Raw genomic sequence first — 14,609 nt, forward strand, 5'->3', positions numbered from 1 at the left:
TAAATATTTTTTTACACATTTAATCAAAAATTGAATGACCCAAGAGACATGACCGATAAGTATCAAACCAGGGCAATTGTTCTAGAAAAGCCAGAAAGTGTCATTCTTGCTGATCTTGAATTAACGCCCATGACCCCCATCGATGTCTTGGTAGATATGGAGTGGAGCGGCATTAGTACTGGTACAGAAAAATTATTGTGGACCGGAAAAATGCCCAACTTTCCTGGCATGGGTTATCCGCTCGTGCCCGGTTATGAGTCTGTAGGTAGGGTAGTCAAAGCAGGTACTGACTCGAATCTGAAGGTGGGACAAAGAGTATTTGTTCCAGGAGCTAAATGCTATGGAGAAATTCGAGGCCTGTTCGGTGGCGCAGCTTCACGAGTGATTGTTGATAGTAATCGCGTGATTGCGATTCAAGATCATTTAGGCGAAGAGGCAATCCTCTTTGCTTTGGCTGCGACTGGTTATCACGTGACCTCTGGTCCTGGTCAGGAGCAACCAGATTTAATTGTTGGACATGGCGTATTAGGTCGTTTGATTGCGAGGATTGCAGTTGCTAAAGGCAAGCGCCCAGTAGTTTGGGAGACCAATGCAGGGCGCCGAGAAGGCGCCGTAGGTTATGACGCCATAGATCCTAAAGACGACCAGATTAAGAAGTACAAAACGATTGTCGATGTGAGTGGCGATGCGAAATTAGTGGATACATTGATCAGCTGCCTTACTCCTGGCGGTGAAATTGTTTTGGCAGGATTTTATGACACGATTTCTTTTTCGTTTCCGCAAGCATTTATGCGGGAAGCGCGTATTCGTATTGCAGCACAGTGGGCGCCTGGAGATTTAGTTGCAATTAAAGATTTGGTGGAGTCGGGCAAGTTAAGTTTAGATGGCTTGATTACGCATCGCTCTTCACCTAATGATGCAAATGAGGCCTATCATACGGCTTTCAACAATATCGATTGTTTAAAAATGGTTCTAGATTGGAGAAATCTACAATGAGTTCATCAAGCATCCCAGCAACAGCAACAGTGCAATTCATGGACCTCAAGAAAGAGGCTGCAATTGAGCCCGATCCAGTTTCCACAGGTCCAGTGACCAAAGAAACCCAAATCATTGCTATTTATGGCAAGGGCGGAATCGGTAAGAGCTTTACGCTTGCGAATCTGTCTTACATGATGGCTCAGCAAGGCAAGAAAGTGTTGTTGATTGGTTGCGACCCTAAAAGCGATACTACTTCTCTCCTATTTGGCGGCAAAGCTTGCCCAACCATTATTGAAACCTCATCGAAGAAAAAATTAGCTGGTGAGTCAGTATCGATTGGCGATGTTTGCTTTATTCGTGATGGTGTATTTGCGATGGAGCTCGGTGGTCCAGAAGTAGGTCGTGGCTGCGGTGGTCGCGGCATTATTCATGGCTTTGAAACTTTAGAAAAATTGGGCTTTCATGATTGGGGCTTTGACTATGTGCTCCTTGATTTCTTGGGTGACGTGGTTTGCGGCGGCTTCGGTTTGCCAATCGCACGTGATATGTGCCAAAAGGTCATTGTGGTTGCTAGTAACGATTTGCAATCTCTCTATGTTGCTAACAACGTTTGTTCAGCGGTGGAGTACTTCCGTAAATTAGGTGGTAACGTGGGCGTAGCAGGTATGGTGATCAATAAAGATGACCTCACCGGTGAAGCTCAAGCGTTTGCTGAAAAGGCTGGTATTCCAGTACTAGCAGCTATTCCTGCGAACGAAGATATTCGTCGCAAGAGTGCTAGCTATGAAATTATTGGTCAGCCTGGCACGCAGTGGGCCCCACTATTCGAAGAGCTGGCTACCAATGTTTCAGAAGCTCCGCCAGTTCGTCCTAAACCATTAAGTCAAGATGAGTTACTAGGCTTGTTCTCTTCAGAAGTGACTGGTCGCGACATTGTTTTGAAGCCCGCTACCGTTAAGGACATGATGGGTAAAGACGAAGTCGTTAAGAAAACACTCGAGGTTATTTACGATCAAGCTTAAAGAGATAGAGAGCAATCTGCTGCTATGACTAAAACGATCATTCCGATTACTCCCGAGGAAAAGTTAAAGACCGATCCTACTTTAGGTGATGGTCTGGGCTGTCACTCCGGTGAAGCAGAGATGCTCGCTGCTGCTAAAGCAGCGGGTAAGTCGGAGACTTTGCAGCAATATGCCAAAGACTATCCTAAGGGCCCGCATGACCAACCACAAAGTATGTGCCCTGCATTTGGAGCATTGCGCGTAGGTTTGCGGATGCGTAGAACTGCCACGATTCTTTCTGGTTCTGCCTGCTGTGTTTATGGTTTAACTTTCACTTCTCATTTTTATGGCGCCCGTCGTAGCGTGGGTTATGTGCCGTTTAATTCAGAGACCCTCGTGACTGGTAAGTTGTTTGAAGATATTCGTGACTCTGTCTACCAAGAAGCGGATCCAGAAAAATATGACGCGATCGTCATTATTAATTTATGCGTACCAACAGCCAGTGGTGTTCCACTTCAGTTGCTGCCAAAAGAAATTAATGGTGTCAGGATTATTGGGATTGATGTGCCAGGCTTTGGTGTGCCAACCCATGCTGAAGCAAAAGATGTTCTAGCCGGTGCAATGCTCAATTACGCTCGCAATGAAGCCATGTCGGGTCCAGTGCAAGCGCCTCGTGCTGGTCGCTCAAGCAAGCCAACGATTACTCTATTAGGTGAAATTTTCCCAGCAGATCCTGTTGGCATCGGTATGATGATTGAGCCAATGGGCTTGGCAGTTGGTGCTTCAGTGCCTACTCGTGAATGGCGTGAAATGTATCAAGCGCTCGATTGTGTAACCGTTGCTGCACTACATCCGTTTTATACCTCTTGTATTCGTGAGTTTGAAGCAGCAGGACGTTCCATTGTTGGCTCAGCTCCAGTAGGTTATGAAGGTACAGCGCGTTGGTTAGAGGCCATTGGTAAATCAACCAATACTCCGCAGGATCTGATCGCTGCTGCACAAAACAAGATTCTTCCAGCCATTAAAGGCGTGCTTGCTGCGGCACCAATTAAGGGCCGTATTACCTTAAGTGGCTATGAAGGTTCGGAGCTCATCGTAGCCCGTCTGCTGATTGAGAGTGGTGCCGATGTTCGTTATGTTGGCTCTGCCTGTCCTCGCACGCCATGGAGCGATGAAGATCGTGAATGGTTGGAGGCCAAAGGGGTGCACGTTCAATTCCGCGCTTCATTGGAGCAAGATTTGGCGGCAATGAAAGAATTCAAACCAGACTTGGCGATTGGTACTACCCCAGTAGTGCAAGCTGCTAAGCAAGCATCAATCCCCTCTCTGTATTTTACGAATTTGATTTCAGCAAGACCGTTGATGGGTCCTGCCGGTGCAGGTTCATTAGCGCAAGTAATCAATGCCGCAATTGGTAATCAAGCGCGTTTTGATGAGATGAAAGCATTCTTTGGTGATGTTGGATCTGGATTTAAGTCTGGTGTTTGGGAGAATGTTCCTCAAGATCATCCAGAGTTCAAAGCTGAAGTGCGTCGCAAACTAGAGAAGAAAATCAAGAAGCGTAAAGCTGAGGAGATGATGTAATGTTTGTCATCGATCATGATCGCGCCGGTGGATATTGGGGAGCAGTATACGTATTTACTGCTATCAAAGGTCTGCAAGTAGTTATTGACGGTCCTGTGGGTTGCGAAAACTTACCGGTAACTTCTGTTTTGCATTACACCGATGCATTACCTCCTCACGAGTTACCGATTGTCGTTACTGGCTTAGAGGAAGAGCAGTTAGGGCGTGAAGGTACTGAAGGCGCCATGAAGCGTGCGCATGCTACCTTAGACCCAGACTTACCAGCAGTCGTAGTGACAGGTTCCATTGCAGAAATGATTGGCGGTGGCGTTACTCCTGAAGGCATGAATATTGCTCGTTTCTTACCAAGAACCATCGATGAAGATCAATGGCAATGTGCTAATCGCGCCATGTATTGGTTATGGAGCGAGTATGGCGTTCGTAAGATTCCAGAGCGTAAACCCAGAGCAGAAGGTGAAAAGCCACGTGTCAATATTATTGGACCTTGTTATGGCACCTTTAATATGCCGAGTGATTTAGCAGAAATCCGTCGTTTGGTCGAAGGTATTGGTGCTGAAATTAATATGGTCTTCCCATTGGGATCCCATTTGGCTGAAGTTGAGAACTTAGTCAATGCCGATGTGAACATCTGCATGTACCGTGAGTTTGGACGCATGCTTTGCGAAGCTTTGGAGCGCCCTTATTTGCAAGCACCACTGGGTTTACATAGCACTACTCAATTCTTGCGCAAACTCGGTGAATTGCTTGGTGTAGATCCAGAGCCATTTATTGAACGCGAGAAACATACCACCATTAAACCGATCTGGGACTTGTGGCGTTCGGTAACCCAAGACTTTTTCAGTACTGCAAGTTATGCAGTAGTCGCTAATGAAACTTACACCAGAGGCATTCGTCATTTCTTATCCGATGAGATGGGCCTACCTTGCAGCTTTGCTGTTCCACGAAAGCCTGGTGAGAAAACCAATAATCAAGACGTACGTAAGTTAACCAAAGAAAAGCCACCGCTAGTCATGTTTGGTAGCTATAACGAAAGAATGTATTTGGCTGAAAACGGCAGCAAAGCCTCTTATATTCCCTCATCATTCCCTGGCGCCATTATTCGTCGCCATACCGGTACTCCATTTATGGGCTACGCCGGCGCAACCTACATCATTCAAGAATTTTGTAACGGACTATTCGATGCGCTCTTTTATATCCTGCCCTTGGGTACCGATATGGATAAGGTCGATGCTTCGCTAACGCGTACTTATCGTTCGAATGCTCTGCCTTGGGATCAAGATGCTCAGAAATTGGTAGCTGACTATATTAAAACCAGGCAAGTGTTGGTTCAGATTTCTGCTGCTAAAGAAATGCGTGATCGTGTAGAGCAAGAAGCAGAAAAAGCTGGCGAAGAAAGAATCACCGCTGCCAGAGTGAAGTCATCCTGTAAAGAAATTATTGAAGAGGTCGAAGCATGATGACTTCATTGGCAAAAGTTAACTACAACAAATCAATTGATTTGTTGAAAACGGAATGTGGCATGCCGTACGCTACAGCCCATGTCGCGCGGGTTAAGCGCGGTAACGGCCGCAAGGCTATTTTTGAAGGAGGTATTAGGTTATGAGCGACCACAGAACAGGTTCAATATCCGGCCTTACTGATGACGAAGCCAAGGAGTTTCACCAGTTGTACGTCCAAGGTTTAGTTGGTTTTGTTTCGATAGCAGTAGTAGCCCATATTTTGGTTTGGGCTTGGCGTCCTTGGTTCCACTGAAATAGGACTCAATCTTAGGGGGATGAAATGAAAAATGATCACGTTATGAGCAGGGAAAAAAATATGATTAGAGAAGATTCTATTTCTTTCAATCTTATTTTTATTTTGTGTTTTTTAGTGTGCTTTGTTATTTCTTTATTTACCCAGATTTTGCCAAACAAGTGGAGTTCTTGGCTTCCAGGAGCTGAAGAAAAATCACTTATCGATGGTACGAAGTCCGCTGTTTATGGTTTTATGTCTTACTTAAATTAGGAGAAGATTATGTGGAGAATTTGGAAACTGTATGATCCTTTGCGAGCAATGGTTGTTCAAGGTATTTTTCTATTTGGTCTTGCAGCAATGATTCATTTGATTTTGCTGAGTAGTGTTCGTTTTAATTGGTTGGATGGTTTGAGCCAAGCCCAGTTTAAGGCGATGGAAGCAAAAGAAGGCTCTGCAATGCCTCCTTCTGTTCCAGCAGGAAAGTAATTTGTATAAAAATGGTGAATAGGGTTAGGCTAAATAACTTGTTAGCTCAACCCTATTTATCCATTCATTGGAGAATATAAAAAATGGCCATGCTAAGTTTTGAGAGAAAGTACCGGGTACGAGGCGGCACCTTAGTTGGTGGGGACTTATTCGACTTTTGGGTAGGGCCGTTTTATGTTGGATTTTTTGGCGTTACTACTGTCCTCTTTTCTTTTTTAGGTACCGCACTCATTTTATGGGGTGCTTCACAGGGTCCAACCTGGAACCCTTGGCAAATTAATATTGCGCCCCCTGACCTTAGTTATGGATTAGGTTTTGCCCCCCTATTAAAAGGAGGCTTATGGCAGCTTGTGACTGTATGTGCTCTCGGCGCATTCTTCTCATGGGCTTTACGTGAAATTGAAATTTGCCGAAAACTCGGTATGGGTCTTCATGTACCTTTCGCGTACTTAATGGCGGTGTTTGCTTATTTCACTTTGGTAGTCATTAGACCTGTGCTTATGGGTGCTTGGGGTCATGGTTTTCCTTACGGCATCTTGAGCCATCTTGATTGGGTGTCCAATACGGGCTATCAGTACTTACATTTTCATTACAACCCAGCGCATATGATCGCTGTGTCCTTATTCTTTGCAACCACCTTTGCTTTGGTATTACATGGTGGCTTAGTCTTGTCATCTACCAATCCGCAGAAAGGGCAGTTTGTTAAAACGCCTGAGCATGAAGATACTTTCTTTAGAGATTCGATCGGTTATTCAATCGGCACTCTAGGTATTCATCGCCTTGGATTATTTTTGGCTTTAGCAGCAGTTTTCTGGAGTGCAGTTTGTATTGTGATTAGTGGTCCATTCTGGACTCGTGGTTGGCCTGAGTGGTGGGGCTGGTGGTTGAACCTGCCGATCTGGCGATAAAAGGGGGTGTATAAAAATCATGGAATATCAAAACCTTTTTACTCAAGTCCAAGTAGTTGCACCCCCACATCATGGTGTGTCGATAGACCCCTATGATGAGCGTGAACGTTTTGGAGAGCCTAAGCTTTATCACCTCTTTGGCCGCCTTGGTAATGCCCAGCTAGGCCCAATTTATCTAGGGCGACTAGGTATTGCTTCTTTATTTTTCGGGATAATTGCCTTTCAGATTATTGGCTGGAATATGTTGGCCTCAGTAAATTGGAGTCCGATTCAATTTGTACGCCAATTATTTTGGTTATCTTTAGATCCTCCTTTACCAAAACATGGCCTATCTTTATTCATGCCCCTTAATGAAGGTGGTTGGTGGATGATGGCAGGCTTCTTTCTGACCGTATCGATTTTGTTATGGTGGGGAAGGATGTATCGACGTGCTGTTGCTCTAGGTATGGGAACTCACATTGCTTGGGGTTTCTTAGCAGCTATCTGGCTGTATCTGGTATTAGGATTCATTCGTCCCATCATGATGGGTAGCTGGAGCGAAGCAGTACCATTTGGAGTCTTCTCACACTTAGATTGGACTGCTGCTTTTTCACTACGTTATGGAAATTTATTTTATAACCCATTCCACATGCTCTCGATTGTTTTCCTCTATGGCTCAGCGCTCTTGTTTGCTATGCATGGCGCAACGATTTTGGCAGTGAGTCGCTTTGGTGGCGAACGCGAGATCGAACAAATCGTGGATCGTGGTACTGCTTCAGAGAGAGCAGCTTTGTTCTGGAGATGGACTATGGGCTTTAATGCCACCATGGAATCAATACACCGTTGGGCTTGGTGGTTTGCAGTACTCACTCCTTTAGTTGGTGGTATTGGTATTTTGCTTACTGGCACAGTAGTAGATAACTGGTATTTATGGGCAGTCAAACATCACGTGGCACCCTCTTATCCTTATGTTTTTGGGACTCCACTTCCTGATCCTGCCACTACTGGATTTGTGCCACCTGCTGCACCTACTTACATAGGAATAGGAGTTAAGCCATGAAGCAATTGAGAAAATTTCTGATATTGCCGGCTTTATTGCTCAGTGCTTTAGTCTTATCGGGCTGCGAGAGACCTCCCATTGAAGCTGTTCAGCATGGTTACCGTGGAACTGCCATGGATATCATTTACAACCCGCGGATCTTAGCTGGCCAAGCCGAAAAAAATGCAGTGCCTGCCTCTAACGGTCCCGCCTCAGCGGAGGGGCCAAAAGCAGGGGTCGTATATCAAAATGTCAAGGTACTCAATAATTTGAGCGTTGCACAATTTAGCTCCTTTATGGTAGCCATGACTAGCTGGGTTGCGCCAGAGCAGGGCTGTACCTACTGTCATAACGCTGCTAACTTTGCTGATGATTCACTCTACACAAAGAATGTCGCTCGCAATATGATTCTGATGACTCAGCGTGTAAATACTCAATGGCAAAACCACGTCGCCCAGACAGGCGTTACTTGCTATACCTGTCACCGCGGTAACAATATTCCACAAAATGTGTGGTTTAAAGACCCTATTCAAAAGGTCGGTAATGGCATGTTGGGAAATAAGAATGGTCAAAATACCCCAGTTGATAGTTCTGGCTATGCATCATTACCGAAAAATACCTTTGCATCGTATTTACTAAATAATGAGAAGATTCGTGTCAATGGTGAGACTGCATTACCCACAGGAAATAAGAGCAGTATTAATGCAACTGAGAGTACCTATGGATTAATGATGCATTTCTCAAGATCTTTAGGTGTTAACTGCACCTATTGTCATAACACGCGATCTGTAGCTTCTTGGGAACAGAGCCCACCACAAAAAACGAAAGCTTGGTATGCCATTCGGATGGCTCAAGACATTAATAATAATTACATGGTGCCGATTACAGGATTATTTCCGCCCCATCGTTTAGGCCCAACTGGTGATGTTGCTAAAGCTAACTGCGCAACTTGTCATCAAGGTGCTTATAAGCCACTTTACGGGGTATCGATGTTGCCTGACTATCCTTATTTGACCGGGCCGGCCAAGACAACACAGAAATCTACGGATGCGGTTCCTTCACCAAAATCTGTAGCAATGAAGTGATCTAGATAGAGGGCAACCAATAGCGTCATACGGTCAATATGACGCTATTTTTTTTGTAGAAAATTTGGTTTGGTTAAATGTTAAAAAAAGCGGTATTTAAAGAAGATCAAGTATCGACTGCCATTGTGATTGGAAGTGGATTTGGTGGGCTGGCATCTGCGATTCGGCTATCTTGTAAGGGTTATAGGGTCATTGTTATAGAGAAGCTGGATGCCCCTGGGGGCAGAGCTTACGTCCATTATCGCGATGGCTATACCTTTGACGCCGGCCCCACCATCATTACTGCACCATTCTTACTCGAAGAATTATGGGAGCTATGTGGCAAGAAGATGTCAGATGACGTTGATCTGCGCCCGATGGACCCTTTTTATCGTATTCGTTTTGATGATGGAACACATTTTGACTACACAGGTGACCCCGCTAGAATGCGCGCTGAAGTCGCGAAGTTTGCACCAGAAGACTTACTAGGCTATGAGCGATTTTTAGCAGAAGCAGAAAAATGCTACAAGCTTGGATTTCAAGAGTTAAGTTCTACGGCATTTGACTCGATTGGGGATTTAATTCGTGCAATTCCATCGATGATTAAGATGCGGGCATGGGAGAGCATTTATAAATTAGTGGCACGTCATTTAAAGAATGACAAGATACGTCAAGTGATGAGTTTTCATCCGCTTCTGATTGGCGGCAATCCTTTTTCTGTGACAGCTGTCTATGCGCTGATCAACTCTTTGGAGCGACGTCATGGAGTCCATTCTGCGATGGGTGGAACAGGCTCTCTAATTAAGGGCATGGCTGGCTTATTGGCAGGTAGAGGAGTACAAATTCGTCTGAACTCCGAAGTGAAGCGCATTGAAGTGGTGGATGGCAAGACTCAAGGTGTAACTCTGGCCAATGGTGAATTTATTTCCTCTGATATTGTGGTCTCTAATGCGGATGCGGCTTGGACGTACAAAAAACTCATCGCGCCAGAACATCGAAAAGTATGGACCGACGCCAAAGTTGATAAGAGTAAATACTCGATGAGTCTTTTTGTTTGGTACTTTGGTACAGATAATCAATACCCCGATGTTCCTCACCATATGATCTTGTTGGGTAAGCGTTATAAAGAATTACTCACAGATATTTTTAAGAAACATAAACTAGCAGATGACTTTAGTCTGTATTTGCATAGACCAACCGCTACAGATCCATCCTTGGCACCTGCTGGAGGCGATGCATTTTATGTATTAGCCCCAGTGCCCAATTTAGCAAGTGGCACAGATTGGGCTAAAGAGGCTGAGCCTTATCGTCAAGCGATTGCTAAATATTTAGATAAAAGTGTTTTGCCTGGATTTGAAAAGCACCTCAAAACATCCTTCCTCATGACTCCTCAAGATTTTCAGGATCGTCTCTTGTCAGTTAAAGGGGCTGCCTTTGGCTTTGAGCCACTCTTGCTTCAAAGTGCTTGGTTTAGACCGCATAACCGCAGTGAAGATATTCAGGGTCTTTATATGGTTGGAGCTGGTACCCACCCCGGTGCGGGTATCCCCGGTGTTTTATCTTCAGCAAAAGCATTAATGTCTGTAGTAGTGGAACCTAAAACAGTCACTGCATAAAGATTGAATCAGTTTAATAAATTCCTTACAGCAAAGCGTGAAGCATGAATCAAAATATGAGTGATCTTCAAGAGTGCGTTGCAACCATGCGAGATGGATCAAAGTCCTTCTTTGCCGCCTCCAGAATTTTGCCTCAAAGGGTCAGAGATCCCGCGACAGCCCTTTACGCATTTTGTCGGATTACTGACGATGTCGCTGATGCGGTAGATGCAAAGCCGGATGCGATTGTCAAGTTGCGTGAACGCTTAGATCGAATCTATCGAGGCTGTCCCGATGATATTTCTGCTGATCGTGCTTTATCGATTGTGGTGAAGGAATTTGATTTACCTATCAGCTTGCCTCTTGCATTAATAGAGGGCTATGAGTGGGATACTCAGTTTAAAACCTACGATACCTTAGAAGACTTATTGGATTATTGTGCGAGAGTTGCCGGTACTGTAGGAGCAATGATGTGCGTTATCATGGATCGCAGAGAGCCAGAAACTTTAGCGAGAGCCTGTGAGTTAGGTTTGGCGATGCAGCTTACGAATATTGCTCGTGATGTTGGTGAGGATGCTGCTAATGGGCGGATATACTTACCTCTAGATTGGCTAAGAGAAGCAGGGCTAGATCCCAAGGTTTGGTTAAGTAAACCTGAGTTTAATGACCAAATTGCTAGTGTGATTGCTCGTCTCTTAAAGCATGCAGATGTGTTGTACTCGCGTTCAGAGAACGGGATTTCTGATTTGCCCTGGGATTGCCGTCCAGCGATTCAGGCAGCTAGACTCATTTATTCCGAAATTGGTCGCCAAGTAGAAAAACTCAATTTGGATTCTATTTCGACCAGAGCCTTTGTGCCTTCCAAGAGAAAAGTGATCCTTTTGGCTGAAGCCTTTACAGCGATCTCTAAAATATTTTCTAGACAGCTGAAAGTGGATGCAGATAAAGCCATTCAGTATTTAGTAGATGCGGTAATTGAAGTGCCTCATGAAAAGCGTTTTGAAGGAACGGCTCACGATCGTTTGCTGTGGTTTGTTGATCTCATGGAGAGACAAGAACGTCGTCGCAATCCTCGCAAGAGTGGCAGAGCTTTACAGTAAACGTATTAACTTCAGTTGCCAATTACCACGTAATCCGAGGCATTCTCCAAGGCAGCATCAATTGAGTTGAGGTCAGCGTTAGCTTTGGCACGCTGAGGGTTTCATGAAACGAAAGCACCTTTTCACCCAGCAGTTCAGAATTTAAAACGGAACGTGTATAAAAAGGCGTGTTTTCTAAAACCTGAACTACCTCTAAACCTTTAGAGCTTTGATTGCGCATATGCCCTCGAATACCCCAAATGGTTTTTGGCAAAGCCTGTCTTGGCGGAGGTTCAAAATGGTCAATCGTTCCATTAGGATTAAAGGTCAATGCCAATATCTTTTCTTGAGCACTCTTTTCTCGTATATCGTAAATGACAGCAGTTCGACCACCACTCATCTCCGCTCTGGACCAGTCCCACTCATGAAAAGATTGACTGATCGGTTCATCACCTTCATTTGAGTCTAAATAAGCGTTACCTGCCCACTGTAAATCTGGGGAGTTTAAGCGCACCTTGACCCGTGCTGAAGGGGCAAGAGGGCCCCAACGATGTTTGCCAGCAGCATCTAAAGGCGTACTAAAGTTGAATAAGGTATTTGGATAGAGTTCAACCGTACCTGAAACTTTTTGACCAAAAGGCACTGCGCGCTCTTCGATATGAACGATTAATTTTTCTCCATCCCAACGCAGATTACTGGGGCCAATCATAAATTCAGTAGCATTGCGGGAAACTTGTTTTTCTCCTCGCTCAGTCATCGCCCAACGATTTTTTCCTCGGCTATAAATGGCAACATTCAATGAGCAATGATTTTCTGGATTAACAGTGGCATTACCTCTTCTAGCCCACGCATAGTAAGGTGAAAATACGCTACCAACAAATGCAATCAGGACTATGCCGTGCTTACCGTCATCGCTTAGAGCGTCGATGTACCACCAGAGATAAGCGTTCTGCCCGACAGCTTGATCAAACCGAGGTGATCCATCAGTGTTGCGGCCGCCATTCGTCCCGAGAGCGCGGCCATCGGCACTCCCGGACCCGGATGCACGCTGCCACCCGCTAGGTAGAGGCCCGGAATCGGGCTTTGCGCTGAAGCTCGCCCAAAAGTTTTCATCCAACCATGATTGGCTTGGCCGTAAAGGGCTCCCCCCGTTCCCGGAAAGAGCTGGTTGAAAAGGGAGGGCGTTGTACGTTGACATATTGCGCTATCCAAGTCGATGTTGAGACCACATTGTTGCAGAAGACCAAAAGTTTCGTGTTCGCATGCGTCAATTTCTTGAGCATTAAATTCTGATTGATCGCCGTTTGCGGGAGCATTTACCAGGCAAAGTAGCCTTTGAGTATTTGAGGATGATTGATAAACATCACTTTGATCTTGAGCGCAAACGTAGACTGTTGGTTTTACAGGGAGACGTCTCTTGCTAAAAATATCATCAAACTCTGCATGATAATTTTGATTAAAGAACACATTGTGCCGTACCAAAGGGAGGCCATCTGTCTTAGCATTCATCGACCAGGTAATTGCAGAAAGAGATCTCTTAGCAGGTGAAGGGGGAATCATTTTTGCGCTCAGCGCTTTGCTTCCTTCTGAATTGAGTAAGCCAGTTTGCAGTGCTGCAAGATCGCCATTAAAAACGACAGATTCAGTATGCAGAACAGTTCCATCCGTAAGCCTGACACCTGATATACGACCGTGATCTAACAAGATTTCTTCGCATGCTTGCCCGGTTAAAAATTGCACACCTTTAGCTTCGGCTAATTTGCGAATCGTTTTTACTAATGAATACATGCCACCTTCCAGCGCCCAGACACCCTGTGCTTCAACATCGGCAATCAGCATGAGCGTTGCTGGCGCTTGATAGGGTGAGGATCCACAATAAGTAGCATAGCGACCAAACAACTGACGCAACCTTGGGTCATTGAAATAGTTGCCGAGTGATTTCCAGAGATTATTAAACAAACCAATTTCATATAAGACTTTGGATCCAGACATTCCCAAATCCGAAATCATTCCGGCAAAGTTTGGTTTAGCAGACAGCATATAAGGCTTTTCTAGCGCCTTATACAGTCTGCGACATTGATCGGAAAATTGTAGAAAGCGTTTTGCTTCCGCTGGAGAGGAAAATGCTGCAATGGCTTGCGCAGATTGTTCTACATCAGAAAATAAATCGAGCCTTTCATCTTTACTCCAGGCGTGCCTTGCTAGGATATTTAATTTTTCAAGCTTTAACTCAGACTCTAGTGAGGTGCCTGCCTTTTGAAAGAGGGCATCAAATACCCAGCGCATTGTGAAGACGGTTGGGCCAGAATCAATGAGTGCAGGCTTGATCAGATCCTTTGAGCAATTCAGTTGTCGAATCTTGCCGCCAACTTGAGATTCTTTTTCAATCAAGATCACCTCAACCCCAGAAGATGCGAGGTCGAGTGCGCAGGTCAATCCACCTATGCCCCCACCAATAATGACAACGGGTGCCTTAGCCAAGAGTGCGACCCTTCCAACTACCGAAGGCATCAAAAGGCTGATAGCGTGAAAACATCGATTCTGAAAAGTAGTTACCGCTCATGGATGCGCGGATGGCAGCTTGATGAGCGCCTTGTCTGGCATATTGATCCATCGCTGCTTGCGATTCCCAGATCGTAAAAGTAGCCTGGCGAAAAAAGGGAGCTTCACCAATGCCGGCGGCAATAATGCAGCCAGAAGTTTGCTCAAGTGAGCTTTCAGCCGCTGGTTCTTTACTCCAGAATTGTAAACAATTGAGCGGCTTAATAGAGGCTCTGGTAATCGATACGATTGGCCCTGATGTAGGTGCGTCGACAGTAATTTGAGGTACAAAGCCTGACCACTGACCTTTAATTGAATAGGTTTTGAGTTTTACTGAAAAAAATTCTTTAGCGTGCGCCCGATACCATTGAATCAGCCGAGAGGTTTTATAAAATCTTTCGGCGCTAGCGATATCTTTGAAAATGCAAAACAGTGCTTGATGGGTAGCGCTTGGATGAAATGAGAAGCCCCCGTTTCTTCCTGAGCCCATGTGTTTGTAGAACTCTAGTCCTGGCGTTGACCAAAGCCATAGTCTTGCAAACATGAGTCTTAAGATTCCGCTGAATTTTGCTGATGATTGAATGTCTATAAGGACCATCAATGCAACTTGGTTGCCCATTA

15 protein-coding genes are annotated in these 14,609 nt (G+C 45.1%); 12 read left to right on the forward strand and 3 right to left on the reverse strand.

The annotated features are described in order from the left end of the window. Positions 1 to 48: 48 nt before the first annotated feature. The 12 genes from bchC to ICN35_RS05750 all read left to right on the forward strand — a co-directional run bounded on the left by bchC (position 49) and on the right by ICN35_RS05750 (position 11,468). Entirely contained in the window at positions 49 to 996 is a 948-nt protein-coding gene (bchC, locus tag ICN35_RS05695) for a chlorophyll synthesis pathway protein BchC (protein WP_216125071.1), read from the forward strand. Then, positions 993 to 2,000 carry a chlorophyllide a reductase iron protein subunit X gene (locus tag ICN35_RS05700; RefSeq protein ID WP_215295333.1) on the forward strand — a complete coding sequence of 336 codons (1,008 nt, stop codon included), beginning with the start codon at positions 993 to 995 and terminating at the stop codon, positions 1,998 to 2,000. Before bchC ends, ICN35_RS05700 begins: the two co-directional genes overlap by 4 nt. 24 nt (positions 2,001 to 2,024) lie before the next feature. Continuing rightward, positions 2,025 to 3,563, forward strand: a complete 1,539-nt coding sequence (gene bchY, locus ICN35_RS05705) for a chlorophyllide a reductase subunit Y (RefSeq protein WP_215295331.1) — start codon at positions 2,025 to 2,027, stop codon at positions 3,561 to 3,563. Then, positions 3,563 to 5,020 carry a chlorophyllide a reductase subunit Z gene (bchZ, locus tag ICN35_RS05710; RefSeq protein WP_216125074.1) on the forward strand — a complete coding sequence of 486 codons (1,458 nt, stop codon included), beginning with the start codon at positions 3,563 to 3,565 and terminating at the stop codon, positions 5,018 to 5,020. Before bchY ends, bchZ begins: the two co-directional genes overlap by 1 nt. A gap of 142 nt (positions 5,021 to 5,162) precedes the next feature. Next, a complete protein-coding gene (pufB, locus tag ICN35_RS05715) occupies positions 5,163 to 5,315 on the forward strand; it encodes a light-harvesting antenna LH1, beta subunit (protein ID WP_215295328.1) in 153 nt (50 codons plus the stop codon). A 27-nt stretch (positions 5,316 to 5,342) separates the two neighbouring features. After that, positions 5,343 to 5,567: a hypothetical protein gene (locus ICN35_RS05720; RefSeq protein WP_216125076.1), complete on the forward strand. Its 225-nt coding sequence runs from the start codon at positions 5,343 to 5,345 to the stop codon at positions 5,565 to 5,567. Positions 5,568 to 5,576: 9 nt separating this feature from the next. Then, positions 5,577 to 5,783 (forward strand): light-harvesting antenna LH1, alpha subunit, encoded by a 207-nt coding sequence (gene pufA, locus ICN35_RS05725; protein WP_216125078.1) that lies wholly within the window; start codon positions 5,577 to 5,579, stop codon positions 5,781 to 5,783. A gap of 83 nt (positions 5,784 to 5,866) precedes the next feature. Continuing rightward, positions 5,867 to 6,691 (forward strand): photosynthetic reaction center subunit L, encoded by an 825-nt coding sequence (pufL, locus tag ICN35_RS05730; RefSeq protein WP_216125080.1) that lies wholly within the window; start codon positions 5,867 to 5,869, stop codon positions 6,689 to 6,691. A gap of 19 nt (positions 6,692 to 6,710) precedes the next feature. After that, entirely contained in the window at positions 6,711 to 7,730 is a 1,020-nt protein-coding gene (gene pufM / locus ICN35_RS05735; RefSeq protein WP_216860819.1) for a photosynthetic reaction center subunit M, read from the forward strand. After that, a complete protein-coding gene (pufC, locus tag ICN35_RS05740; RefSeq protein ID WP_216125082.1) occupies positions 7,727 to 8,794 on the forward strand; it encodes a photosynthetic reaction center cytochrome PufC in 1,068 nt (355 codons plus the stop codon). Before pufM ends, pufC begins: the two co-directional genes overlap by 4 nt. A gap of 77 nt (positions 8,795 to 8,871) precedes the next feature. Further along, complete coding sequence (locus ICN35_RS05745) at positions 8,872 to 10,389, forward strand: phytoene desaturase (protein ID WP_216125090.1); 1,518 nt, start codon at positions 8,872 to 8,874, stop codon at positions 10,387 to 10,389. A gap of 44 nt (positions 10,390 to 10,433) precedes the next feature. Then, the gene (locus ICN35_RS05750) at positions 10,434 to 11,468 is read left to right on the forward strand and encodes a phytoene/squalene synthase family protein (RefSeq protein WP_216125092.1); all 1,035 of its coding nucleotides are present in this window, start codon (positions 10,434 to 10,436) and stop codon (positions 11,466 to 11,468) included. Positions 11,469 to 11,490: 22 nt separating this feature from the next. Here ICN35_RS05750 and ICN35_RS05755 read toward each other — a convergent pair whose 3' ends face one another. From ICN35_RS05755 to ICN35_RS05765, 3 genes are all read right to left on the reverse strand, one after another. Continuing rightward, complete coding sequence (locus ICN35_RS05755; protein ID WP_251372025.1) at positions 11,491 to 12,246, reverse strand: carotenoid 1,2-hydratase; 756 nt, start codon at positions 12,244 to 12,246, stop codon at positions 11,491 to 11,493. A 116-nt stretch (positions 12,247 to 12,362) separates the two neighbouring features. Continuing rightward, the gene (crtD, locus tag ICN35_RS05760) at positions 12,363 to 13,958 is read right to left on the reverse strand and encodes a 1-hydroxycarotenoid 3,4-desaturase CrtD (protein WP_216125094.1); all 1,596 of its coding nucleotides are present in this window, start codon (positions 13,956 to 13,958) and stop codon (positions 12,363 to 12,365) included. Next, on the reverse strand, positions 13,921 to 14,607 hold the full coding sequence (locus ICN35_RS05765) for a spheroidene monooxygenase (RefSeq protein WP_215295314.1): 687 nt from the start codon (positions 14,605 to 14,607) through the stop codon (positions 13,921 to 13,923). The genes crtD and ICN35_RS05765 overlap by 38 nt, the downstream gene beginning before the upstream one ends. Between the last annotated feature and the right edge of the window lie 2 nt (positions 14,608 to 14,609).

This window comes from Polynucleobacter sp. es-GGE-1 (genome assembly GCF_018882005.1).
In the GTDB taxonomy this organism is placed as follows: Bacteria; Pseudomonadota; Gammaproteobacteria; order Burkholderiales; family Burkholderiaceae; genus Polynucleobacter.